20 protein-coding genes are annotated in these 21,644 nt (G+C 68.3%); 13 read left to right on the top strand and 7 right to left on the bottom strand.

Annotated elements, in window-relative coordinates:
• Positions 1–87 precede the first annotated feature (87 nt).
• Together VI123_RS05205 and VI123_RS05200 are read right to left on the bottom strand one after the other, a co-directional pair.
• On the bottom strand, positions 88–2,637 hold the full coding sequence (locus VI123_RS05205; RefSeq protein ID WP_336336984.1) for an ATP-binding protein: 2,550 nt from the start codon (positions 2,635–2,637) through the stop codon (positions 88–90).
• Positions 2,634–3,383, bottom strand: coding sequence for a 4-phosphopantoate--beta-alanine ligase (locus VI123_RS05200; protein WP_336336983.1), 750 nt, complete (start codon positions 3,381–3,383; stop codon positions 2,634–2,636). The genes VI123_RS05205 and VI123_RS05200 overlap by 4 nt, the downstream gene beginning before the upstream one ends.
• 96 nt (positions 3,384–3,479) lie before the next feature.
• Between VI123_RS05200 and VI123_RS05195 the strand changes: the two genes are divergently transcribed.
• From VI123_RS05195 to VI123_RS05150, 10 genes are all read left to right on the top strand, one after another.
• On the top strand, positions 3,480–4,391 hold the full coding sequence (locus VI123_RS05195) for a PhzF family phenazine biosynthesis protein (protein WP_336336982.1): 912 nt from the start codon (positions 3,480–3,482) through the stop codon (positions 4,389–4,391).
• A 116-nt stretch (positions 4,392–4,507) separates the two neighbouring features.
• Entirely contained in the window at positions 4,508–6,817 is a 2,310-nt protein-coding gene (gene ppsA, locus VI123_RS05190; RefSeq protein ID WP_336336981.1) for a phosphoenolpyruvate synthase, read from the top strand.
• A 43-nt stretch (positions 6,818–6,860) separates the two neighbouring features.
• Positions 6,861–7,766, top strand: a complete 906-nt coding sequence (locus VI123_RS05185; RefSeq protein WP_336336980.1) for an RAD55 family ATPase — start codon at positions 6,861–6,863, stop codon at positions 7,764–7,766.
• A 46-nt stretch (positions 7,767–7,812) separates the two neighbouring features.
• A complete protein-coding gene (mfnA, locus tag VI123_RS05180) occupies positions 7,813–8,865 on the top strand; it encodes a tyrosine decarboxylase MfnA (protein WP_336336979.1) in 1,053 nt (350 codons plus the stop codon).
• A 337-nt stretch (positions 8,866–9,202) separates the two neighbouring features.
• On the top strand, positions 9,203–9,787 hold the full coding sequence (locus VI123_RS05175; protein WP_336336978.1) for a YqaA family protein: 585 nt from the start codon (positions 9,203–9,205) through the stop codon (positions 9,785–9,787).
• A 61-nt stretch (positions 9,788–9,848) separates the two neighbouring features.
• The gene (gene metG / locus VI123_RS05170; protein WP_336336977.1) at positions 9,849–11,969 is read left to right on the top strand and encodes a methionine--tRNA ligase; all 2,121 of its coding nucleotides are present in this window, start codon (positions 9,849–9,851) and stop codon (positions 11,967–11,969) included.
• A 40-nt stretch (positions 11,970–12,009) separates the two neighbouring features.
• The gene (locus VI123_RS05165; protein WP_336336976.1) at positions 12,010–12,372 is read left to right on the top strand and encodes a DUF7312 domain-containing protein; all 363 of its coding nucleotides are present in this window, start codon (positions 12,010–12,012) and stop codon (positions 12,370–12,372) included.
• A gap of 54 nt (positions 12,373–12,426) precedes the next feature.
• Positions 12,427–13,017: an NfeD family protein gene (locus VI123_RS05160; protein ID WP_336336975.1), complete on the top strand. Its 591-nt coding sequence runs from the start codon at positions 12,427–12,429 to the stop codon at positions 13,015–13,017.
• Between the two features lie 71 nt (positions 13,018–13,088).
• Positions 13,089–14,279 (top strand): SPFH domain-containing protein, encoded by a 1,191-nt coding sequence (locus VI123_RS05155; protein ID WP_336336974.1) that lies wholly within the window; start codon positions 13,089–13,091, stop codon positions 14,277–14,279.
• A gap of 46 nt (positions 14,280–14,325) precedes the next feature.
• Positions 14,326–14,931, top strand: a complete 606-nt coding sequence (locus VI123_RS05150) for a winged helix-turn-helix transcriptional regulator (RefSeq protein ID WP_336336973.1) — start codon at positions 14,326–14,328, stop codon at positions 14,929–14,931.
• Between the two features lie 31 nt (positions 14,932–14,962).
• Here VI123_RS05150 and VI123_RS05145 read toward each other — a convergent pair whose 3' ends face one another.
• Complete coding sequence (locus VI123_RS05145; protein ID WP_336336972.1) at positions 14,963–16,828, bottom strand: PAS domain S-box protein; 1,866 nt, start codon at positions 16,826–16,828, stop codon at positions 14,963–14,965.
• Positions 16,829–16,982: 154 nt separating this feature from the next.
• Complete coding sequence (locus VI123_RS05140) at positions 16,983–17,225, bottom strand: DUF7123 family protein (RefSeq protein WP_336336971.1); 243 nt, start codon at positions 17,223–17,225, stop codon at positions 16,983–16,985.
• Positions 17,226–17,473: 248 nt separating this feature from the next.
• On the opposite strand from VI123_RS05140, the gene VI123_RS05135 reads away from it, so the two are divergent.
• A complete protein-coding gene (locus VI123_RS05135) occupies positions 17,474–17,872 on the top strand; it encodes a TRAM domain-containing protein (protein ID WP_336336970.1) in 399 nt (132 codons plus the stop codon).
• 43 nt (positions 17,873–17,915) lie between these two features.
• Here the strand turns inward: VI123_RS05135 and VI123_RS05130 are convergent, their stop codons facing one another.
• From VI123_RS05130 to VI123_RS05120, 3 genes are read right to left on the bottom strand one after another with little or no spacing between them, the layout of a single operon-like run.
• Positions 17,916–18,620 (bottom strand): YkgJ family cysteine cluster protein, encoded by a 705-nt coding sequence (locus VI123_RS05130; RefSeq protein ID WP_336336969.1) that lies wholly within the window; start codon positions 18,618–18,620, stop codon positions 17,916–17,918.
• Between the two features lie 33 nt (positions 18,621–18,653).
• Positions 18,654–19,439, bottom strand: a complete 786-nt coding sequence (locus VI123_RS05125; RefSeq protein ID WP_336336968.1) for an MBL fold metallo-hydrolase — start codon at positions 19,437–19,439, stop codon at positions 18,654–18,656.
• 9 nt (positions 19,440–19,448) lie between these two features.
• Positions 19,449–19,718, bottom strand: a complete 270-nt coding sequence (locus tag VI123_RS05120; RefSeq protein ID WP_137684521.1) for a MarR family transcriptional regulator — start codon at positions 19,716–19,718, stop codon at positions 19,449–19,451.
• A 238-nt stretch (positions 19,719–19,956) separates the two neighbouring features.
• On the opposite strand from VI123_RS05120, the gene VI123_RS05115 reads away from it, so the two are divergent.
• A complete protein-coding gene (locus VI123_RS05115) occupies positions 19,957–20,661 on the top strand; it encodes a class I SAM-dependent methyltransferase (protein ID WP_336336967.1) in 705 nt (234 codons plus the stop codon).
• Between the two features lie 72 nt (positions 20,662–20,733).
• Positions 20,734–21,639: a glycosyltransferase family 2 protein gene (locus tag VI123_RS05110; protein WP_336336966.1), complete on the top strand. Its 906-nt coding sequence runs from the start codon at positions 20,734–20,736 to the stop codon at positions 21,637–21,639.
• The last annotated feature ends 5 nt before the right edge of the window (positions 21,640–21,644 follow it).

Here is a 21,644-nt window from a genome sequence, read left to right as displayed (position 1 = left end):
ACACGCATCGGCTACAGTACGGGCTCTCCCCGTTTGAACCCTCACACGCCCGCACCGACGCCACGAGAAAGCGGAAGCCGCCGCCGGCTACGGTCCGAGTCCCAGGTCCGCCGTCCCCTCCGCGCCCTGGTAGCGGTCCCGGTCGTCCCAGTCCGCGATGCTCGAATGGGTCTCCCGGACGGCGGTTTCGAGGTGCGCCTGGGTTATCTCCGACCCGGCCCGCAGGGCGTGTCGGGCCGCGTCCTCCGCGACGAGTTCGAGGTCGCTGGCGGCGTACCCCGCGGTCGGGCCGACGACGGCGTCCCAGTCGATGTCGCTGGCGACGGGCCGGTCCCGCAGGTGAATCGCCAGAATCTGCCGGCGCGCCTCGGCGTCCGGCGGCGGGACCTCGACCCGTTCGTCGAATCGGCCCGAGCGCCGTAGCGCCGCGTCGATGTCCTCGACGAAGTTCGTCGCGGCGACCACGACCACGTCTTCGGCCGCCGCGCCTTCGAGTTCGGTCAGCAGTTGGTTGACCAGTTGCTGTTCGCTCGTGTTCATCGAGCCGCGCCGCGAGCCCGCGATGCCGTCGATTTCGTCGATGAACAGCACGCAGGGGGCGTTCGCGCGGGCCACCTCGAACACCTCGGCGACGTTGCGGGCCGGCTCGCCCATCCACTTGCTGGTCACGTCCGCGGGGCTGATTTCGACGAAGCTGTGGCCGAGTTCGCCCGCGAGCGCGCCGGCGAGATGGGTCTTCCCGCAGCCGGGCGGGCCGTACAGCAACAGCCCGGAGAGGACGTCGATGCCGTACTCGGCGTAGGTGTCGGCGTTCTCCAGCGGGTCGATGACCGTCTCGTCGAGCCGAGCCTTCAGTTCGCCCATCCCACCCACGTCGGCGAAGTCGCGTCCGGGGTCGGGCTCGACCAGCGAACTGGCCTGCAGGTCGACGCCGTCGGGCTGGACGACGCCGTCCTCGGCAACCATCTCGGGGTCGACCCAGTCCGGGATGCTGGTGTCGGTTTCCGCGGCGGCCTCCACGAGATGGGGCGTCCCGATTGGGGCGTCGGCCCGCAGTGCCTTGCGGGCGGCGTCCTCCGCGAGGAGTTCGATGTCGCTGGCGGCGAAGCCGGCCGTCTCCTCGACGACGGGGTCCAGGTCGATGTCGGCCGCCGTCGGCCGGCCGGCGAGGTGAATCGCCAGAATCTGCCGGCGCGCCTCGGCGTCCGGCGGCGGGACCTCGACCCGTTCGTCGAACCGGCCCGAGCGGCGGATGGCGTCGTCGACGTCCTCAACGAGGTTCGTCGCGGCGACCACGACCACGTCCTCGTCGGCGATGCCCTCCAGTTCGGTCAGCAGTTGGTTGACCAGTTGCTGCTCGCTGCTGTTCATGTTGCTGTCGCCGTCGCGCGCGCCGGCGATGCCGTCGATTTCGTCGATGAAGAGGATACACGGGGCGTTCGCGCGGGCTATCTGGAACAGCTCCTCGACCTTCTGTGCGGGTTCGCCCATGTACTTGCTCGTCACGTCGGCCGGCGTCACCTCGATGAAGGCGTGGTCGACCTCGCCCGCGAGCGCGCCAGCGACGTGGGTCTTCCCACAGCCCGGCGGCCCGTGCAACAGGACGCCGTTGACGACGCCGATGCCGTACTCCTCGAAGGCGGTCGGGTCCTGCAGCGGCCGGACGACCTTGTGGTTGAGCGTCTCCAGCAGGTCGCTCATCCCGCCCACGTCGGCGAAGCTCCGGGCGGGGTCGGGGTCGACCAGCCCGTCGGCCTCCATGTCGACGCCGTCGGGCTGGACCACTGCGTCGTCGTCCGACGGTCGCTCGCGGTTTATCGACGGTGCGCCGTCGCTGTCGGACCCGGTGTCCCGGCCCGGCCCGGCCGAACCGGACTCGTCGGGCCGGTCGATTCGCTCGCGGATGTTCCGTTCGAGCCGGTCGGGGTTGACCTCGTAGCCGTAGTCGGCCAGCCGACGGGGCTCGGCGCTGAGAAACTCCGCGAGCCAGCCGTGGCGTTTGAGCTCCTCGGTCGGGGCGTCGGGGTCCCGGAAGGTGACGAGCTTGACGTCCGAGCTATCGGGTGAGTGGTACTCGGCGAGCCAGAACGGGAGGTACAGCCTGTCGACGGCGGTCACGCCGTCGAACCCGTCGGGGTCGAAATCGCCGGGCAGGCCGTAGGACTCGCGCAGTTTTCGGAGGAACACGTTCGCCGTCCCTGACGAATCCCGACGGCGCTGTTCGCGGTACTCCGTGACGCGCTGGGGCAGCAGCGACCGGGCGTCGTCGTCGGTGACCTGGAACTGCAACAGGACCGAGCGGCCAAGTGCCGGGTCGTTGCGGCCGAAGTCGTAGTCGCTGGTCGGCCGCCGGACCTCCGCGTCGGTGTCGTCGACGTACTGGGCGACGGCCCGGTCGTTGTCCGCCCAGAGCCCGTCGAGAAGCGCCGTCTCGGACTTCCGCGTCGTGCCGAACAGCTTGCCCTCGCCCGTCTCGTACTCGTAATCGACCTTGAACACCGGGTAGAACACCCGGTGAAGCCGCTCCAGCTGTTCGGTATCGCCGAAGGCCGTCATCGTCCGCTGGTCGAGGGCCTCCCTGACGGTCTCCTCGTCGGGGACCCGGCGGTCGGCGTAGATGTACGGCGGCAGGCTCATTCGAGGTCGCCCTCCCGAATCGTCCGCTCGGCGTCGGTCAGAGCGGCCTCGGCGTCGAAGGCCTCGATTGCGGCCCGCTGGGCGTCGGGGTCGCCACGGAGGGCCCGGGCGTGCTCGGTGACGTTCGGTATCGCCCGGATGATGTTGTCGACGATAGGCACCGTCGCCACCTCGGCCGAGCGGCTCCGCGGATTGAGGTCGACGACGAGTTCGGTCTTGCCCATCTCGCCCAGCGCCTCGGCACGGTCGCCGTCCTCCAGCGGGACCAGCACCACGTCGGCCGCGCCGATGCCGTCGGCGTCGACCTTCGCGCGCTCGTGGTCCAGCCCGGGGATACGGCCGTCGGCGGTCAGCCCCTTCACGTCTGTCGCGCCGTGTTCGCGGAGGTACGCGGCGATGGCTTCGATGCGCTCCTCCGTGCGGTTGAACAGATTGACTTCGAGGTCCGCGCCGGTCACCTCGGCCAGTTCGACGAGTTCGCCGGGGACGAGGGCGGCGGCGTTGCCGTTGACCGAAATCACGGCGTGGTCGGCCGAGAGGAGGTGCGCGGCGGCGGCCCGCTCGGCGGCGTCGGCGCTGTCGATGGTCCGCTCGCCAAGCAGGTAGTCGAAGGCCTCGCCGCGGCCCTGGGCGATGAGGCCCTGCCGGGAGGTGATACCGCGGTCGACGCCCGCCTCGATGCGGTGGCGGGTCAGCAGCGACTCGTAGCGGGGGTGGCTTTCAGGGAGGTCGACGTCGTCGCTCATACGCTCCGGTGGTAGCTCCCTGTACTAAAGTCGTCCGTCAGGGCCGTCTCGACGACTCCGGAAAAGGTTATCTGCGGGTCAGCACAACTCCGTGCCATGGATACGCGACAGGCGTTGCTCGTTGACGCGTTCGCCGCGGAGCCGACGGCCGGGACGCCAACCGGCGTCGTGCCCGAGGCCGGCGGCCTGGCCGACGACCAGATGCGGGCCATCGCCAGCGAGCTGGGGGCCACCGAGACGGCGTTCGTCCGCCCGGCGGCGGACGCCGACCGCCGACTGCGCTGTTTCTCGCCGAGCGGCGAACTGGAGCAGGCGGCGGCGGCCACCGTCGGGGCGCACGCGGCCCTCTACGAGCGCGGTACGGTCGGGGCCGCGGAGTGGACGGTTGCCACCGCCGGGGGCGAAGTCACCGTCGAGACCAAGGAGAACGGGATGGTCTGGGTCGAACAGGGCCGGGCCGACATCGCCGAGGTGGACGTCCCGTACAGCGACGTCGCGGACGCGCTCGGGCTCGACGAAGCCACGCTCAAAGACGTGGGCGCGGACCTGCCGCTGGTGACGGCCAGCGTGGCCCAGCCGTGGCTCATGGTCCCGGTCAACTACTTCGAGCACCTGAGCGGCCTCGCCGTGGACGCGGCCGCCGTCGCCGCCCTCTGTGACCGCACCGACGCGGCCGGCGTCTACCCGTTCACGTTCGACACCGTCGGCGGCGACGCGACGCGCCGGTCGACGCTCCACGGCCGGGCGTTCCGGGCGGGGAGCCGGACCGAGGAGCCGGTGAGCGCCGCGGCGTCGGGGGCCTGTGCCGCGTTCGTCCGCCGGTACGGGGCGCTCGACGACACCATCGAGCAGGTGGTCGTCGAGGGGGGCCACTTCCGGGACCGGCCCGGAACCGTCTCGGTCGACACCGACGGCGACGAAGTGTGGGTCGGCGGCCGCGGCGTGACCGCGCTGGACGGAACGGTGACCGTCCCCGCCGTCGACGACGACGACATTATCGAAGCCTGACTGCGGGACCGGCGGCGTAACTGCCTGATTCACTCGAAATCGAGTGAAGAGGCGCGTCGCCGCCGGCTGCAACCGGAACTTCCTTACTTGTCGTTGGAGATGATACGAGTGAGTCCATGCCAACACTGTGGCTCGATGAAATCGGTGCCGACGACCTGTCGCGGGTCGGCGGCAAGGCGGCGTCTCTCGGAGAACTGACCGGAGCGGGCCTGCCCGTTCCGTCGGCGTTCGTCGTTACCGCCGACACGTATCGGTCGTTCATCGAAGCAACTGGAATCGACGAGCCGCTGTTCGAGGCCGTCGATGTCGACAGCGACGACTCGCAGGCGCTGGCCGAGGCGGCCGAGCGCGCCCAGGAGCTGATTCTGGAAACGGACACACCGCCGTCGGTCCGCGAGGACCTGCTGGCCGCCTACGACGAGATGGGCGACGAGGACGTGGCCGTCCGGTCCTCGGCGACCGCGGAGGACCTCCCGGACGCCTCCTTCGCGGGCCAGCAGGACACGTACCTGAACGTCTCGCGTGCGGACCTCCTGCAGCGAGTCAAGGAGTGCTGGGCGTCGCTTTTCACCCAGCGAGCCATCTACTACCGCAACGAGAACGACTTCGCTCACGACGCCGTGGACATCGCCGTCGTCGTCCAGCAGATGGTCGACGCCGAGAAGTCGGGCGTCATGTTCACCAGTCACCCCTCGACCGGCGGCCCGACGGCCATCATCGAGGCCGCGTGGGGACTGGGCGAAGCGGTCGTCTCCGGCGCGGTCTCGCCCGACAACTACATCATCGACCGCGAGACGGGCACCATCGACGAGGTGACCGTCGCCGACAAGAAGGTGATGTGCGTCCGCGGGGAGGACGGCGAGACGATAGAGCGGTCCGTCCCGGAGGAAAAGCGCAAGGAGCGGGTCCTCTCCGACGAGGAGATTCACCGGCTCATGGAGGTCGGCGAGCGCGTCGAGGACCACTACGACACCCCACAGGACGTGGAGTGGGCGGTCTACGAGGGCGAGGTGTACCTGCTGCAGTCCCGGCCCATCACCACCATCGACGACCCCGAGGGGAGCGCCGGCTCGGCCACCGAGGCCGAGAGCCAGCCGCCGGGAGCCCAGTCGGGCGTCGCCGACGGCGGAGCGATGGAGAGCCAGTCGGACTCGGTCCGGCTGTCCGGCATCGGCTCCGCGCCAGGCCGGGTCACCGGCGTCGTCCGCATCGTCGACAAGCTCGACAACCTCGACAAGGTCGAGGACGGCGACATCATCGTCGCCGAGATGACGACGCCGGACATGGTGCCGGCGATGAAACGCGCCAACGGCATCATCACCGACGAGGGCGGGATGACCAGCCACGCCGCCATCGTCTCGCGCGAACTCGGCGTGCCGGCCGTCGTCGGGGCCGAGGACGCGACACAGAAGCTCCGTGACGGCGAGACGGTCACGCTCGACGGCGACAAGGGAACGGTCGAGAAAGGGGCGAAAGTCCCGGAGACGAGCGAGGACGAGGGCGACGCCGCACCGGTCGAGGCGCACTCGGCGGTCAAGCCGATGACCGGCACGGAGGTCAAGGTCAACGTCTCTATCCCGGAGGCCGCCGAACGGGCCGCCGCGACGGGGGCCGACGGCGTCGGCCTGCTCCGCATCGAGCACATGATTCTCTCGACGGACAAGACGCCGTCCCGTTACGTCGAAGACCACGGCGAGCGCGCCTACGTCGACGAAATCGTCGAGGGCGTCCGCTCGGTCGCCGAGGCGTTCTACCCGCGGCCGGTACGGGTCCGGACCCTCGATGCGCCATCCGACGAGTTCCGACAGCTCCAGGGCGGCGAGGACGAGCCCAGCGAGCACAACCCGATGCTGGGCTATCGCGGCATCCGCCGCTCGCTGGACCGGCCCGGCGAGTTCAAGCTCGAACTCCGCGCGTTCGAGCGCCTGTACGACCTCGGCTACGACAACGTCGAGCTGATGCTCCCGCTTGTGACCGACGCCGAGGACATCCTGCGGGCGAAGGCGCTGATGCAGGAGGTCGGCATCGACCCCGAGAAGCGCGACTGGGGCGTCATGGTCGAGACGCCGGCGAGCGCGCTGTCCATCGAGGAAATCTGCGAGGCCGGCATCGACTTCGTCTCCTTCGGGACGAACGACCTCACCCAGTACACGCTGGCCGTCGACCGCAACAACGGCAACGTCGCCGACCGCTTCGACGAACTGCACCCGGCCGTCCTCGAGCTCATGAGCCAGGTCATCGGGACCTGCCGCGAGCACGACGTGTCGACGAGCATCTGCGGACAGGCGGCCTCGAAGCCACAGATGGTGAACTTCCTCGTCGACGAGGGGGTCACCTCCATCTCGCCGAACATCGACGCCGTCCGCGACGTCCAGCACGAGGTCAAGCGCGTGGAGCAGCGCCTCCTGCTGGAATCGGTCCGCTGAGCGTAGCCAGCAAGTTTTTCAGCGCCGTTGCTCTCGTTGCGGTATGGCACCCGAATCGACGCCGGAAGCCAAGAGTATCAGCTCCGGCGTGTCGTACATCCCCTTCGGCATCCCCGGACTGGACGGACAGGTTCGGGGGGTTCCGACCGGGAGCACGGTCCTGCTGGCCGGGGCGGCCGACGCGGGCGGCGACGCCTTCACCTACACCAGCCTCGCGACGCTGATGCTCGCGAAACACCGCCCGGAGATGGTCCCGAACGGCATCGCCCGGCGCAGCGAGACGATTCCGGACTCTGTGACCTACATCACGCTCTCACACGACCGCGAACACGTCTACAGCGAACTCGACGCCGTGCTCGACGGCTACCAGTTCGAGGCGCTCACGGAGCACATGACCGTCGCGGACTTCTCCCAGCGGTACATGGAACTGCTCCCCGTCCCGGACGCGCTGTTCGACGCCCGGCGCTCGGCCGACGACATCGAACAGCCCGGCGCGGAGCCGGACCCCTCGTCGGAACCGTCGGACGAGACCTTCGAGAAGTTCCTCGAATCCCTGGGCGAGCAGGTGACCGAAGCCGCGGACACGCTCGTCGTCGTCGACTCGCTGACCGACCTCGAACGGGCGACGGAGTTCGGCCTCCCGAAGAACCGCGAGGTGGCGTTCCTGATGGGGCTGCGCGAGGCCGTCGTCAACTGGGGGACCGTCGCGTTCGTGAAGCTCGACCGGCCCGCGGCCGCGGTCCGCTCGGACGAACTCATCCACGGCCTGTTGCACGGCAGCGTCTACTTCTACTCCAACGACAAGGGGTTCGAGACGTACCGGACGATGCGGGTCGGCTCCTTCGGCGGCGCGCTCGACACCGAGCGCCAGACCGTCTTCGAGTCCCGCATCGGCCCCACTGGCTTTCGCGCGAAGGCGACGAAGAAAATCGGGCCCTCGAACTGGTAGCCCCGAGCACAACGCATAAACCGGCCACCCGCCATATGCAGGTTAGATGCTCCAGCGGGCCGAGCCACAGGATTTCGACCGCGTCCTCTCGTCGATGTGTACCGTCCCCCACCCCGCGGCGCGCGAGGCGGCCGAGCGCTTCCTCGCCACGAACCCAGGGGACCCGGGGACCTACGAGACGGTCGCCGACCTGGAACGGGAGGCCGTCGACTACCTCGGCGAACTGACCGGGCTGGCCGAGCCCGCGGGCTACGTCGCCTCGGGCGGGACGGAGGCCAACCTCCAGGCGGTACGCATCGCCCGGAACCGCGCCGACACCGACGACCCGAACGTCGTCGCGCCCGTCCACGCGCACTTTTCCTTTACCAAGGCCGCCGACGTGCTCGGCGTGGAACTGCGGACCGCGCCGGCGACCGACTACCGCGCCAACGTGGAGGCGATGGCGGAACTCGTGGACGAGGACACGGTCTGTGTGGTCGGCGTCGCCGGCTCGACCGAGTACGGCTACGTCGACCCGATTCCGGCCATCGCCGACCTCGCCGAAACCGTCGACGCACTCTGTCACGTCGACGCCGCCTGGGGCGGCTTCTACCTCCCCTTTACCGACCACGACTGGCACTTCGGCCACGCCGACGTGGACACGATGACCATCGACCCCCACAAGGTCGGCCAGGCGGCGGTTCCCGCGGGCGGGCTGCTGGCCCGCGACCGGACGCTGCTGGACGAACTCGCCGTCGAGACGCCGTATCTCGAATCGACGGACCAACTGACGCTGACGGGGACACGCTCGGGCGCGGGCGTCGCCTCGGCCGTCGCGGCGATGGAGGCGCTGTGGCCGGCGGGCTACCGCCAGCAGTACGAGACGTCGATGGCCAACGCCGACTGGCTGGCCGAGCAGCTGTCGGCCCGGGGCCACGAGGTCATCGGCCCGGAGCTCCCGCTGGTCGCGGCGGACCTCTCGATGCCGATGACCGACGAGCTCCGCGAGCGCGGGTGGCGGGTCTCGAAGACCGGCGCGGGCGAGATGCGCGTGGTGTGTATGCCCCACGTGACGCGGTCGATGCTGCGGTCGTTCGTGGCCGACCTCGACTGGTATTAGCTCACCCTCGAGGCATGGGAGATGTCGCCCCGAGCGGAGCGAGGGGCATTCACCGACTGCGAGGGGGTCCCCGAGCAGTCGCTCGTTTTCGCCCACGTTTTTCGAGGAGTGGTGCCCACAGGCCGCTCCGCGGCCGAGGACACCCGACGCAGAAAAAGGTGGTGTCCCACGTGACGCGGTCGATGCTGCGGTCGTTCGTGGCCGACCTCGACTGGTATTGATTCGCCCGTGTTCGCCCGGATAACAGACGGCGTGCCCGCGTCTCGAACGGACCGATATTGAGAACTCCCGAGCAGTAATACGAAGGTTTAGAAGGGCCTGTTTGCTACAGAGGGTCGTGGACCTGGTAGTACCGACATCGGCGTTCGTTGCCTTCATCGGCGACTGCACGACCGCCGGCACGCCCCTGACGCCGCTCGAGGAGGCCGTCTGTACGGCCACCGGCCCGACCGGACTGGGAATCATCGCGGTGTACTCGTTTCTCATCGCGTTCATCCTCCCGCTCCCGAGCGAGGTCGTGCTGGTCCCGGCGGAGACCCTGCGGCTCGGACTCTCCACGAACGGGAACCTGGCGGCGATTATCCTCGCCAGCGCGACCGGGAAGGCCCTCGGGAGTCTCGTCGCCTTCCACATCGGACAGGAAGCGAAGGAGTACGGCCCGCTCATCCGCTGGATTCAGCGCTCGCGGTTCAACCTCATCGAGTGGTCCGAGCGAAAGACCGTCCAGCTGGCACAGAAGTACGGCTACGTCGGCCTGGCGCTCGCGCTGTGTGTCCCCTTCTTCCCCGATACGCTCTCTATCTACGCGTTCACGGTCCTGGAGCGGGACTACTACCGGTTCGGCGCGGCGACGTTCTTCGGCAGCGCCGGCCGCCTGCTGGTGACGCTCGGGCTCGCCGGCGGCACGCTCGCGCTGCTGTGACGGCGCGGCCGGCACGGCGAAACCAACCCCCTTTTGACCCGTCGGTGGCACACGAACAGGTATGAGCCACGACGAGTTCCCGACGGACCAGCCGGCGGTCGTGACCTGTGGGTTGCCGTACGCCAACGGCGACCTGCACGTCGGCCACCTCCGGACGTACGTCGACGGCGACGCGCTCTCGCGCGCGCTGCGACGCATCGGCCAGCAGACGGCGTTCGTCTCCGGGTCGGACATGCACGGCACGCCGGTGGCGGTCAACGCCGCCGAAGAGGGCGTCGAGCCCCGCGAGTTCGCCCTCAACTTCCACGAGACCTACGCCGAGACGTTCCCGCAGTTCAACATCGAGTTCGACAACTACGGCCACACCGACGACGCGACTAACGTCGAACTCACCCAGGAGTTCGTCCGCTCGTGGGTCGAGAACGACCACGTCCACGAGAAGGAGATCCAGGTCGCCTGGGACACCGAGGAGGACCAGCCCCTGCCCGACCGCTACGTCGAGGGGACCTGTCCCTACTGCGGCGAGCAGGCCCGCGGCGACGAGTGCGACGAGGGCTGTCAGCGCCACCTCGAACCCGGCGAGATAGAGGACCCCGTCTCGACGCTGACCGGCAACCCCGCCGAGTACCGCACGCGCGAGCACAAGTTCCTCCGACTGTCGGACTTCCAGTCGTACCTCCAGGGCTTCCTCGACCGCCTGGAGGGGACCGACAACGCTCAGAACCAGCCCCGCGAGTGGATAGAGGGCGACCTTCAGGACCTCTGTATCACGCGGGACATGGACTGGGGCGTCGACTATCCCGACGAGGCCGACGGTGGGGAGGACCTCGTGCTGTACGTCTGGGTCGACGCGCCCATCGAGTACGTCGCCTCCACCCGGCAGTACTCCGAGCGGGTCGGTACCGACGAGTACGACTGGGAAGACGTCTGGACTGTCGGCGGCGAAGAGCGCCACGGCCCCGCGTGGGACGACGACTGGAGCGAGGACAACGGCGAGATAATCCACGTCATCGGCCGCGACATCATCCAGCACCACGCCGTCTTCTGGCCCGCCATGCTGCGCGGCGCGGGCTACAACGAGCCCCGGGCCATCCTGGCGACCGGCTTCGTCGGCATCGACGGCAAGGCCCTCTCGACCTCGCGCAACCGCGCGGTCTGGGCCGACGAGTACCTCGACGCCGGCTTCCATCCCGACCTGTTCCGGTACTACATCGCGACCGGCGCAGAGCTTGACACGGACGTGGACTTCTCCTGGGACCGCTTCCAGGAGCGCGTCAACGGCGAACTCGTCGGCAACGTCGGGAACTTCATCTACCGCTCGCTGCTGTTCGCCGAGCGCAACTACGACGGCACGCCCGACGCGCCCGTCAGCGACGACGTGCGCGAACGCATCGAGGAGGCCATCGACGACTTCGAGGCCGCCGTCCGCGAGTACGACGTGCGCGAACTCGCCGAAATCGCCATCGAACTCTCGAACTACGGCAACGAGTACATTCAGCGCAACGAGCCGTGGAACCTCGTCAACGACGACCCCGAGGAGGCCGAGCAGGTCATCCGCGACTGCGTCCAGCTGACGAAGGCCGTCGCGGTGCTCATGCAGCCCGTCCTGCCGGGCAAGGCCGAGCGCCTGTGGGGCCAACTGGGCGAGCAGGGGTCGGTCGCCGACGTGACCCTCGACAGCGCGCTCGACGCGCCGCCGGCCGAGTTCGGCGAGCCCGCGGAGCTGTTCGAGCAGGTCGAGGACGACCACATCGAGGCGCTGAACGAGGAGCTACAGGAGCGCGTTGAGGCGGCCAGCGACGACGAAGCCGAGGACGACGAGGACGAAGCGAGCGGCGACGTCGACCTCCAGCCCCTCGTCGAGGACCGCATCAGTTTCGAGGACTTCGAGGGCGTCGACATGCGCGTCGGCGAGATTCGCAGCGCCGAGCCGGTCGAGGGCGCGGACAAGCTCCTACGCCTGGAGGTCGACATCGGCCACGAGGTCCGGCAGGTCGTCGCCGGCCTCCGGCAACTGCACGACGCCGAGGACCTGCCCGGGACGCGGGTCATCCTGCTCGCGAACATGGAGAAAGCCGAGTTGTTCGGCGTCGAGTCCAACGGGATGGTGCTCGCGGCCGGCGACGAGGCCGATTTGCTGACGACCCACGAGGACGCCCCCCTGGGGACGCGAATCAAGTAGCGTCGCCAGCGCTTTTGTAGGCGCGCCCCGTACGGCGGGTATGGACGACGACGGGGCCGCTCGGGACGGGACGGCCGCTCACGACGACACCTTCACCGAGGAGTACGAACTGGCGACGGAAGCCGACGTGATTCAGGTCGAGGAGGACGGGCACGCGGCCGACGACGAGGAGGGCGCGGTCGCCGGCTCGTTCGCCCCGGACCTGGAGGTGACCCCCGACACGCCGAAGCCGGAGAACGTGGTCTTCGTCGCGCTCGGGGTCTGTATCGCGGTGCTCGCGCTCGGACGGATGTTCCTCGGGGCGGAGATGTACGCGCCGTCCGTGCTCGGCGGCGTGGTCCTGGCCGTGGCGCTCGGAACCGCGGCGCTGTACGGCTTTTTCGTCCGGACGAGCGACGCGTGAGCCCGTCCGCGCCCGACCCCGACACTTAATCCTGCTCCGACACTAAGTCGGGGCATGGTGAACCCGCTGGCGGCGGTTGCCCTACTGCAGGCCGAACCACTGTTAGGTATGTCGCTCTCCATCCTGCTGTTCCTGGCCGGCGCGGGCCTCATCGTGGGCGAAGCGCTCGCCCCCGGGACACACTTTTTCGTCCTCGGCGTGGCCCTGCTGACCGCGGGACTGGTCGGGCTGTTCATCCCCGCGAGTCTGGGCCTGCTCGCCCCGCTCATCCTCACGGTGGTCGTGCTGGCGACGACGGCGGTCACGCTCTGGGGCTACCGGAAGCTCGACTTCGCCGCGCCGGGCCGGGGCCAGACGCTCAGTTCCGACTCGCTGACGGGCCAGTTCGGGACCGTGACAGAGCGCGTGACCCGAAGCGACGGCGAGGTCAAACTGGAGGACGGCGGTTTCAATCCGTACTACCAGGCCCGGAGCACGGGCGACCCAATCGAAGAAGGGGCGGAGGTCATCGTCGTCGACCCCGGCGGCGGGAACGTCCTGAAAGTCGAGGCGGTCGCGTCGACGAGCGACGAAATCGACCGCGCGCTCGAACGCGACCGGAGCGACGCGGACGCCGAGCCGGAGCGAGAGTCCGAGCGAGCGTAGGTGTGTGATTCGGTAGTTTGTGACAGGGACACCGAAGCCTTTTCCTTGCGCGCTCCGGAGTTCTGACTGTCATGTTCCCCGCGACACCGCTGCAAGGTCTGGGAGGACTCATCGGCTTCGTCACGGTGATTTTCCTCCTGTTGGCTATCGCGCTCGTCTATTCGAGCGTCGTAATCATCCGCCCGTACCAGAAGGGTGCCTACACGGTCCTCGGCACCTATCGCGGCGTCCTCGACCAGGGGATTCACTTCATCTACCCCTTCGTCTCGGACGTGACGCGGTTCGACATGCGTACCCAGACGCTCGACGTGCCGCGACAGGAGGCCATCACCCGCGACAACTCGCCGGTGACCGCCGACGCCGTCGTCTACATCAAGGTGATGGACCCGAAGAAGGCCTTCCTCGAAGTCGACAACTACGAGCGCGCCGTCTCCAACCTCGCCCAGACCACCCTCCGCGCCGTCCTGGGCGACATGGAACTGGACGACACGCTCAACAAGCGCGGCGAAATCAACGCCCGCATCCGCAAGGAACTGGACGAACCCACCGACGAGTGGGGCGTCCGCGTCGAGAGCGTCGAGGTCCGCGAGGTCAACCCCTCGAAGGACGTCCAGCAGGCCATGGAGCAACAGACCTCCGCCGAGCGGAAACGCCGCGCCATGATTCTGGAAGCCCAGGGTGAGCGGCGCTCCGCCATCGAGACGGCGGAAGGTGACAAGCAGTCCAACATCATCCGCGCCCAGGGTGAGAAACAGAGCCAGATTCTGGAGGCGCAGGGTGACGCCATCTCGACGGTCCTGCGCGCCAAATCCGCCGAGTCGATGGGCGAGCGCGCCGTCATCGACAAGGGGATGGAGACGCTGGCCGAAATCGGCCAGGGCGAGTCGACGAAGTTCATCCTCCCGCAGGAACTCACGTCGCTCGTGGGCCGCTACGGCAAGCACCTCCAGGGCTCGGATGTGAAGGAGAACGGCCACTCGCTGGAGGCGCTCGACTTCGACGACGAGACCCGCGAGATGCTCGGTCTGGACGACATCGAGGAGATACTCGGCCAGATAGACGAGGAGGCGCAGGTCGACGTCGAAGCCATGGAAGAGGAAGCCCAGAAGATAAAACACGGCGAGGACTCCGGCGTCGACAACGCCGACGACGTCATCGAGGAGATGGACGCCGAGTTCGAGGGCGGGTCACAGACGGACGTGGCCGGCGGCCCCGACGACACGGCCCAGCCTTCCGAGGTCGACAAGGACAGTCAGTCCTGATAGCCAGGCGAAGACGTTTTATTACCGACCCACCTTTTCGGTAGCAATGACGCGTGAGGGCGACGTAGACGAGGACAAGCGGGCGACGCTCCGTCGCTTCGCCGCCCTCGGTGCCGCCAGCCCCTTCGCCCGGTTCGCCGACGACGGGAGCGAGAGTGACGCGCCCGACGCCATCGCCGGGTACGTCTCGGCCCACCCCGGAACGCACTTCTCGAAGCTCCGTGACGACCTCAAACTCGGGACCGGCGAGGCCCAGCACCACCTCCACCGGCTGGAGACCGAGGGCGTCGTCGCCTCACAGAAGGACGGCGACTACCGGCGGTACTTCCCGGCCGGCCAGTTCTCCGAGTTCGAGCAGGTGGCGCTTGGCTACCTGCGTCGCTCGACCGCCCGCGGGATGCTGGTCACGCTCCTGCGACACCCGGACGTGACGGCCTCGGAACTGGCGAGCGAACTGGACGTCTCGCGGCCGACGGTGAGCAAGTACGCCGCCGACCTGGAGGCGGCCGGCCTCCTCTCCCGGGAGGACGGGTACGCGGTCACCGAGCCAGAGACCGTGCTGACGCTGCTCATCCGGTACGCCGACTCGTTCGGTGACGACGTCGCCGCCTTGGCCGGCGAGGCCGACTCACTACTGCGGTACGACCCGTGACGCTCGTGACCGGTCGGCGCCACGCCCGCTTCTAGGGACCGGTACTGACGCCCGTTATCTCGAACCTGGCCCCGCCCGACTCGCTGTCGGTCACGCTCACCTCCCACCCGTGGACGGCGGCGATGTCGGCGACGATTGCGAGGCCGAAGCCGGTGCCGTCGGATGCGGTCGAGTAGCCGGCTTCGAACACCGCGTCCCGCTCGTCCTCGGGGACGCCTGGCCCGTCGTCGGCGACGTAGAACCCGCTGCCGTCGTCGAGATCGCCGACGGTGACCGTCACGCCGTCGCCGCGCTCGACGACGGCGTCTGACTGGGGCGGCGTGGAACTGCGGTCCACGCTCTCGTCCACCTGCGACGGGAGGGACCCGTGTGCGACGCTGTTCCGGAACAGGTTCTCAAGCAGGCGACGCAGCCGTCGGGGGTCCGCGACGACGACGCTCTCGGTGTCGGTCTCCAGGGTCGCGTCCCCGGTTTCGACGGTCTGCCAACACGCGGTCGCGGCGGTGTGTAGGTCGACCGGCTCGGTGGTCGTCGCCTCGCGGCCGTCGCGTGCGAGCGTCAGGATGTCGTCGATGAGCGTCTGCATCCGCTGGTGGGCGCTGTCGACGCTGTCGAGGTGGTCGTCGGTCTCCTCCTGGCGGGCCAGTTCCAGGTGGCCCTGCGCGACCGTCAGCGGCCCCTGGAGGTCGTGGCTGACGACGCTGGCGAAGGATTCGAGGCGCTCGTTCTGGAGGCGGAGCCTGCGTTCGCGCTCCATCTGTTCGGTGATGTCCTGGATGAACCCCCGGACCGTGCGGTGCTCCGCGTCCTCGATTCGCTTCCCGCGGGACCGGACCCATCGGCACTCGCCGGTGGCGGTGATGAGCCTGGCCTGTACGTCGTAGGGGTCGCCGTCTTCGAGGGCCGCCTCGACGGCGTCCGCGACCCGCTCCCTGTCTTCGGGGTGGTAAAACGACAGCCCGTCCTCGACCGTCGGGTCGAAGTCGTCGCCGACCTCGTGGATGCGACGGGTCCCCTCCGTCCAGGTCGAGACGCCGGTCTCGTCGAACTCCCAGGCTCCGAGGTCGCCAAGTTCCTCCGCCTCGGCGAAGAAGTCCTGCAGCTGCGCGAGGTTCCGCTCGCGCTCGATGCGCTCGGTGACCTCCTGACAGTGCGAGAAGATAGTGACGACGTCGCCCGTGTCGTCGGTGACGAGGCGGTTGTGCCACTCGACCATGATACGCTCGCCGTCCTTCCGGACGTTCTCGTCGATGCTGTGGTAGCCGCCGCTGGCCTCGCTGAGGGCGGAGGTGACCGCGTCGACGTCGTCGTAGCTCTCCGGACTCACGAACACCTCCCACGTCTCCCCGAGCAGTTCGTCCTCGGCGTAGCCGAATATCTCTGTGAGAGTGTCGTTGACCCGGACGATTTCGAACTCCGGGTCGTACTCGACAAAGCCCAGCGGCGACTGTTCGATAAACAGCGACAGCCGGTCCGTGCTCTCTTCGAGGGCGCGCTGTGACCGGTACTGCTGGACGGCGTTGGCGATGCGGTTGGCCAGGAGTGCGTAGTGACTGGTGTCGGACGTCTTCTGCAGGTAGTCGGTGACGCCGGCGGAGACGGCGTCGCCGGCGACCGCTTCGCTGCCCCGGCCCGTGTACAGGATGAACGGGAGGTCCGGGTACTCCTCGCGGACGGATTCGAGGAACGCGATACCGCTCTCGCCGGGCATCTCGTAGTCCGAGACGACGCAGTCGAACGTCGCCGAGTCGAGCCGTGCCAGCCCCTCCGACGCGCTCGTCGCGGTCTCGATATCGAACGCGGCCCGCTCTCGTTCGAGAAACGCCGCCGTCGTCTCCGCGTACTGCAGGTCGTCGTCGACGTGGAGCACTCGAATCGGGGACCCAGCCTCTCCCATTACTGGGTCCGACTATGCCGCCAGTTGTTATGAATGTGTACACTCAGTTCTCGCGACAGAAGGGCACATCTCAGGGGATTGTAGCTGACGGGAGAAGTGAGCGACGACACCGAACCGTCTCTGCACGGGCTCCAGTACCGCTCGTTCGGCGGGCTCAGGCCTCGACCATCCAGGTCGTCGAAGACGAGTACCCCCACTTCTCGACGGCCACGTCGTGGTCGCCGTCGGCGATGGCCGTCATGTTCGTCCCGACTTCCTTCGCCGAGAGTCCGAGTTCGTCGCCGATGAGCCGGGATTTGAAGTACGTCTGGTCGTCGGCGTTGGAACGGAGATACTCCAGAATCCGTCGCTGCTTGTCCGAGAGGGGGCTGTCGGGGGCTTGTGCGGTGGCGCTCATTAGTACAGGTACTAGCAGTGCCGAGACACCCTTATTGGATTTGGTACAGACGGTTAACGGCTCGCCGTCGTGCGGTTTTCGGCCGCCCGGTGCGGGGATACAGCCGCGAGTTGGGCCACGCGGCGGGCGGTTGGTACAGGCGGGAAACACCACGGTCGCCCGTCGAGTCCAGCGGGCCGGCAGCGGTCGCTCGCTCCGGCAGTTCTTTAGTAATGGCCCGTTTTGTGGCCGAACGGAGGTCTATCACATTGGAAATCTCGGATCAACTGCTGTGTCTGTTCAGTGCCGATATCCGCGACGAGGGGGACCGGTACGTCGTGGAGGTCCCGCGTCGAGAGGTCGAGACGGGCGCAGTCGAGTCGGGCGGCACCTACCGCGTCGCGCTCATCGCCGCCGACGAGGGGACGGAGACCGACGAGGAGACGGTGTCAGAGACGCCGCCGGACCAGCCACAGCCGCCGGTCGAACCGGGTGAGACGCGCTACGTCGAAATCGAGGACATCGGGAAGCAGGGCGACGGCATCGCCCGCGTCGAGCGCGGCTACGTCATCATCGTTCCCGGGGCCGAAATCGGCGACCGGGTCAAGATAGAGGTCACCGAGGTCAAGTCGAACTTCGCGGTCGGCGAGGTCATCGACGACGTCTGAGGCCGCCGTCGTCGCCCGGCCGACACAGCGACGCCGACCACAGTCACTCGTATGGACTGCCGTCGGGGCGCTTTGCCCCCTCCGAGTCGTGGACGACGACCTGTCCCGCCGACGGGTCGACGGGCCGGTAGTTGTCGCGGACGCCGATGGCCTCTTCGAGTTCTCGAACGGCGCGTTCTTTCAGCGCCGTGGCCAGTTCTTCGGCGTCATCTCTGTCGATGTCCCGGCCGAGCCCCTCGCACTCGTGTGCTCGGACCATCCCCTCCTCGTCGACCGCCTCGCCCATCGGCTGGCTCGTCCCGCCGAGCGCGACGCTGAACGGGTAGGTCCGGCAGATGAGCGGGCGGTCGCCGTGGACCGTACAGGCCCCCGTGCCGTCGTCGCCCTCGGCGTAGAAAGTACAGTCCCCGCAGTCGTCGGTCTGGAGCGCCCACTCGAAGGTCTCGCCCTCGGGACCGTCCGGACCGTCGGCCAAGCCGTACGGCATCGGCCGCGCCACGTCACGAAAGTCGTACTCCCCGGCCGCCTGTAGCTGCCGGATTTCGTCGGGGAACACCGTGGCGGTGTGGGGTTCGGCCTCGGTCCCGTCGGACTGGTCGCTGGCGTCGGCGCTCTCACCACACGCCGACTCGGCCTTACAGCAAGCGCCACAGCGGGTGCACTCGAACCCGATGGTCTCGATAGCGTCGGCCAGGGCCGCCTCGTCGAGGGCACGCGCCCGTTCGAGTTCGGTTTCCAGGGAGTCCACAGCCGAGGTAGCGGGCCGACGGGCAAAAAGGCGTCACTCCGCCGGGTTCGGCACGGCCCGGTCGCCGTCCCACGAGACCGCGCCTTCGACGGCGAGTTTCTCGAGGTGAGCCAACACTGTCGCGCGGGCCAGGTCGCGCACGCCGTCGAGGTCCTTCTCGTAGGCGGCGTCGAGAATTTCGTCCAGCGTGGCGGCACCGTCTTCGACGGCATCACGGACGCGTCGCTCGCGCGCCAGTCGGTGACCGATGAGCCGTCGGCAGGTCGCTCTGGGGGTCTCGACTCGGGGACCGTGACCCGGCAACAGCACGTCGGGGCGTCTGGCGTGGAGGCGGCGCAGCGACGCGAGGTAGGCCCGCACGTCGCCCTCCGGCGCGCCGACGACGACGCTGCCCTCGGCGACGGCGAGGTCGCCGGAGACGACGGCCCTGTCGGTCGCGAAGGCGACGTGCTCCGGGGCGTGGCCCGGTGTGTCGAGGACGGTCACGGGACCTGCGTCGGTCGGAATCGTCGTCCCCTCGGCGAACAGCCTGTCGGGGGTGACGCCGGTCGCGGCCTCGAAGTCGGCCGCTCGGCCCCGGCGCGCCCAGACCGTCGCGTCCGTCTCCCCGGCGTAGTGGGCGACGGCACCGGCGTGGTCGGGGTGGTGGTGCGTGAGCGCGATGTGGTCGATGGTGCGGTCACTGAGAAGGGTATCCAGCGCATCGTCGGTATCCGCGGGGTCTACGAGAAGAGCCGTTTCGTCGCCGCAAACGTACGCTGCCGTGGTGCCGGTCGGTGCCCGTGTCGGGACGGGCACGTCGGCCCGCTGCCAGTCCATGCCGGCGGGTCAGACCGTGAGGAAATAAACCTGTTTGCGCGCGTCGGTGAAGCTGTACCGGGAGTCGACCAGGTCGGACTCCTCCAGCCGGTTCAGTGCGTACCTGACGGTCCGGTCGGGGAGCAGTGAGTTCTCGGCCAGTTCGCCCTGTGACAACGGCGCGTCGTCTTCCAGCACCTTCGCCACGAGCTTCGCGCTCGGCGGGAGCTCACGCAGGGTGTCGCGGAACTCCTCGTCGGTGAAAGGTGCTGGTGCAGCGTTTTCAGTTAATGCGCTCATAGTGGGTGATATTCAAGACTTACTGGTAAAACTTGGCTATATGCATGACCAAACAATACAGATTCTATGAAGTGTTTAATGTACCCTTATACAGGTCCGATATCGTGTGGTTTCCGTCGGCGTCCGCGAGGTGGCCTCGGGTAACGCGGGGCCGAAGACGGGGAGGCCCCGGAGACGGCGCGACCGGCGAAAGGGGATTCCAGTATCGTTTTATCCCCCGCGGGGTGAGCAATACACCGTGAAAGGGCAGGAGTGGTATCAGGCCGACACCGTGGCCGAAGAGTACGAGGCCAAGCGGTTCTCCCGCGGCGGTCGGCTGATTGACCGACGCGAGAAGCAGGCCGTCCTCGACGCCATCGGTCCCGTGGCCGACAAGGACGTGCTTGAGGTAGCCTGCGGCACGGGACGGTTCACCGTGATGCTGGCCGAGCGCGGCGCGAACATCACTGGCCTGGACATCTCGGGCCCGATGCTCCAGCAGGGCCGCGAGAAGGCACAGGCGACCGGCGTCGACGACCACGTCGAGTTCATGCGGGGCGACGCGGCGCGGCTCCCGTTCCCCGACGACCATTTCGACACCGTGTTTGCGATGCGCTTTTTCCACCTTGCGGACACGCCCGCGGCGTTCCTCGCGGAGATGCGCCGCGTCTCGAAGGAACAGGTCTTCTTCGATACGTTCAACCGGTTTTCGACCCGGTCGATATACAACTGGGCGCTCCCGATGGGGTCGCGGCTCTACTCGCGCTGGGAGATCGACCGACTGCTGGACGGTGCCGGGCTGGAACTGACCGACGCGAACCACGACTGGCTGCTTCCCTACGGCTTCTACCGGAAGATTCCGAACGAACTGGCGGCCTCCTTCCGGTCCATCGACACGGCGCTTGGTGGGACGCCCCTCGGCGAGAAGATGGCCTCGGTGTCGTACTGGAACACCCACGTGTAGCATGGGTGTTCCCCGAACGCCGGTAGCCGTTTCCCGCGACTTTTAAGCGCCTTCGCCGTCGTACCCAGAGGTATGGATATCTCGGTAGTGGTCCCGACGTTGAACGGCCGGGAGGAACTGGCCGGCTGTCTGGACGCACTCACCGAGCAGGTCCCGGACGCGGAAATCATCGTCGTCAACGGCCCCTCGGCCGACGGTACGACCGGGATGGTCCGTGACCGGAACGACGTGTCCGTGCTCGTCGAAATCGCCGACCGCTCGGTCACGGTCGCCCGCAACGCCGGACTCGACCGGGCGACGGGGGACGTCGTCGCGCTCGTCCACCAGTCGCTCTCGGTCGAGTCCGGCTGGGCCGACGCGGTCAAGCGCGGGCTCTCGGGGGCCGCCCGGGCGATTACCGGGCCGACACACCAGCAGCTGCGGACCGGGATGACGACCGAGACGGAGGAGACGCGGACGATAGCCGGCCGCGACGTGACGTACTTCAACCCCGGGAACGTCGCCTTCGACGCCGACGTGCTGGAGGCCCTGGACGGGTTCGACGAGTACCTGAACGTCGGCAGCGCCCGGGACTTCGCACACCGGATGGCCGCCGGCGACTACGGCGTCGCCTGGAGCACGGAGATGTGCGTCAGCCGCGAGTTCGAGGCCGACGGCGGCATCGCGGAGACCGACTGGAACTGGAAGTACCGCTCGCTGGCCTATCGGCTGGTGAAGAACTACAACCTCCGGCCGACCGTCCTGCGCCGGCTCTTCAGCCACGCGGTGGGCGACGCCAAGAACGCGCTGCTAGACGTCGTTCGGGGGGAGACGACGCCGTCCCAGTGGCTCGGGAACGGGCAGGACGTGTTCGGCGGCGTCGGGGCCGGAGTCGTCGACGGCGTACGGGCGCGCGTGACCGACCGGACGCCACGGCGGAACCCGAACGGGCGCTCCGCGCGCGCGGACCGCGCGGTAACCGTCTACGACTGGCGGTAGGCGTG

The sequence above is a fragment of the Haloarcula sp. DT43 genome (genome assembly GCF_037078405.1).
Lineage (GTDB): Archaea > Halobacteriota > Halobacteria > Halobacteriales > Haloarculaceae > Haloarcula > Haloarcula brevis.
Note: the sequence above shows the minus strand (reverse complement) of the source record. Positions and strands in the feature narration are given on the sequence as shown.

What these genes read in the sequence shown, in the direction of transcription:
- VI123_RS05150 (WP_336336973.1), top strand. Translation starts at nt 14,326, where the DNA reads ATGACGCGTGAGGGCGACGTAGACGAGGACAAGCGGGCGACGCTCCGT.
- ppsA (WP_336336981.1), top strand. Translation starts at nt 4,508, where the DNA reads ATGCCAACACTGTGGCTCGATGAAATCGGTGCCGACGACCTGTCGCGG.
- VI123_RS05160 (WP_336336975.1), top strand. Translation starts at nt 12,427, where the DNA reads ATGGTGAACCCGCTGGCGGCGGTTGCCCTACTGCAGGCCGAACCACTG.
- VI123_RS05120 (WP_137684521.1), bottom strand. Translation starts at nt 19,718, where the DNA reads ATGAGCGCATTAACTGAAAACGCTGCACCAGCACCTTTCACCGACGAG.
- VI123_RS05200 (WP_336336983.1), bottom strand. Translation starts at nt 3,383, where the DNA reads ATGAGCGACGACGTCGACCTCCCTGAAAGCCACCCCCGCTACGAGTCG.
- VI123_RS05195 (WP_336336982.1), top strand. Translation starts at nt 3,480, where the DNA reads ATGGATACGCGACAGGCGTTGCTCGTTGACGCGTTCGCCGCGGAGCCG.
- VI123_RS05205 (WP_336336984.1), bottom strand. Translation starts at nt 2,637, where the DNA reads ATGAGCCTGCCGCCGTACATCTACGCCGACCGCCGGGTCCCCGACGAG.
- VI123_RS05125 (WP_336336968.1), bottom strand. Translation starts at nt 19,439, where the DNA reads ATGGACTGGCAGCGGGCCGACGTGCCCGTCCCGACACGGGCACCGACC.
- VI123_RS05140 (WP_336336971.1), bottom strand. Translation starts at nt 17,225, where the DNA reads ATGAGCGCCACCGCACAAGCCCCCGACAGCCCCCTCTCGGACAAGCAG.
- VI123_RS05185 (WP_336336980.1), top strand. Translation starts at nt 6,861, where the DNA reads ATGGCACCCGAATCGACGCCGGAAGCCAAGAGTATCAGCTCCGGCGTG.
- metG (WP_336336977.1), top strand. Translation starts at nt 9,849, where the DNA reads ATGAGCCACGACGAGTTCCCGACGGACCAGCCGGCGGTCGTGACCTGT.
- VI123_RS05165 (WP_336336976.1), top strand. Translation starts at nt 12,010, where the DNA reads ATGGACGACGACGGGGCCGCTCGGGACGGGACGGCCGCTCACGACGAC.
- mfnA (WP_336336979.1), top strand. Translation starts at nt 7,813, where the DNA reads ATGCTCCAGCGGGCCGAGCCACAGGATTTCGACCGCGTCCTCTCGTCG.
- VI123_RS05110 (WP_336336966.1), top strand. Translation starts at nt 20,734, where the DNA reads ATGGATATCTCGGTAGTGGTCCCGACGTTGAACGGCCGGGAGGAACTG.
- VI123_RS05145 (WP_336336972.1), bottom strand. Translation starts at nt 16,828, where the DNA reads ATGGGAGAGGCTGGGTCCCCGATTCGAGTGCTCCACGTCGACGACGAC.
- VI123_RS05155 (WP_336336974.1), top strand. Translation starts at nt 13,089, where the DNA reads ATGTTCCCCGCGACACCGCTGCAAGGTCTGGGAGGACTCATCGGCTTC.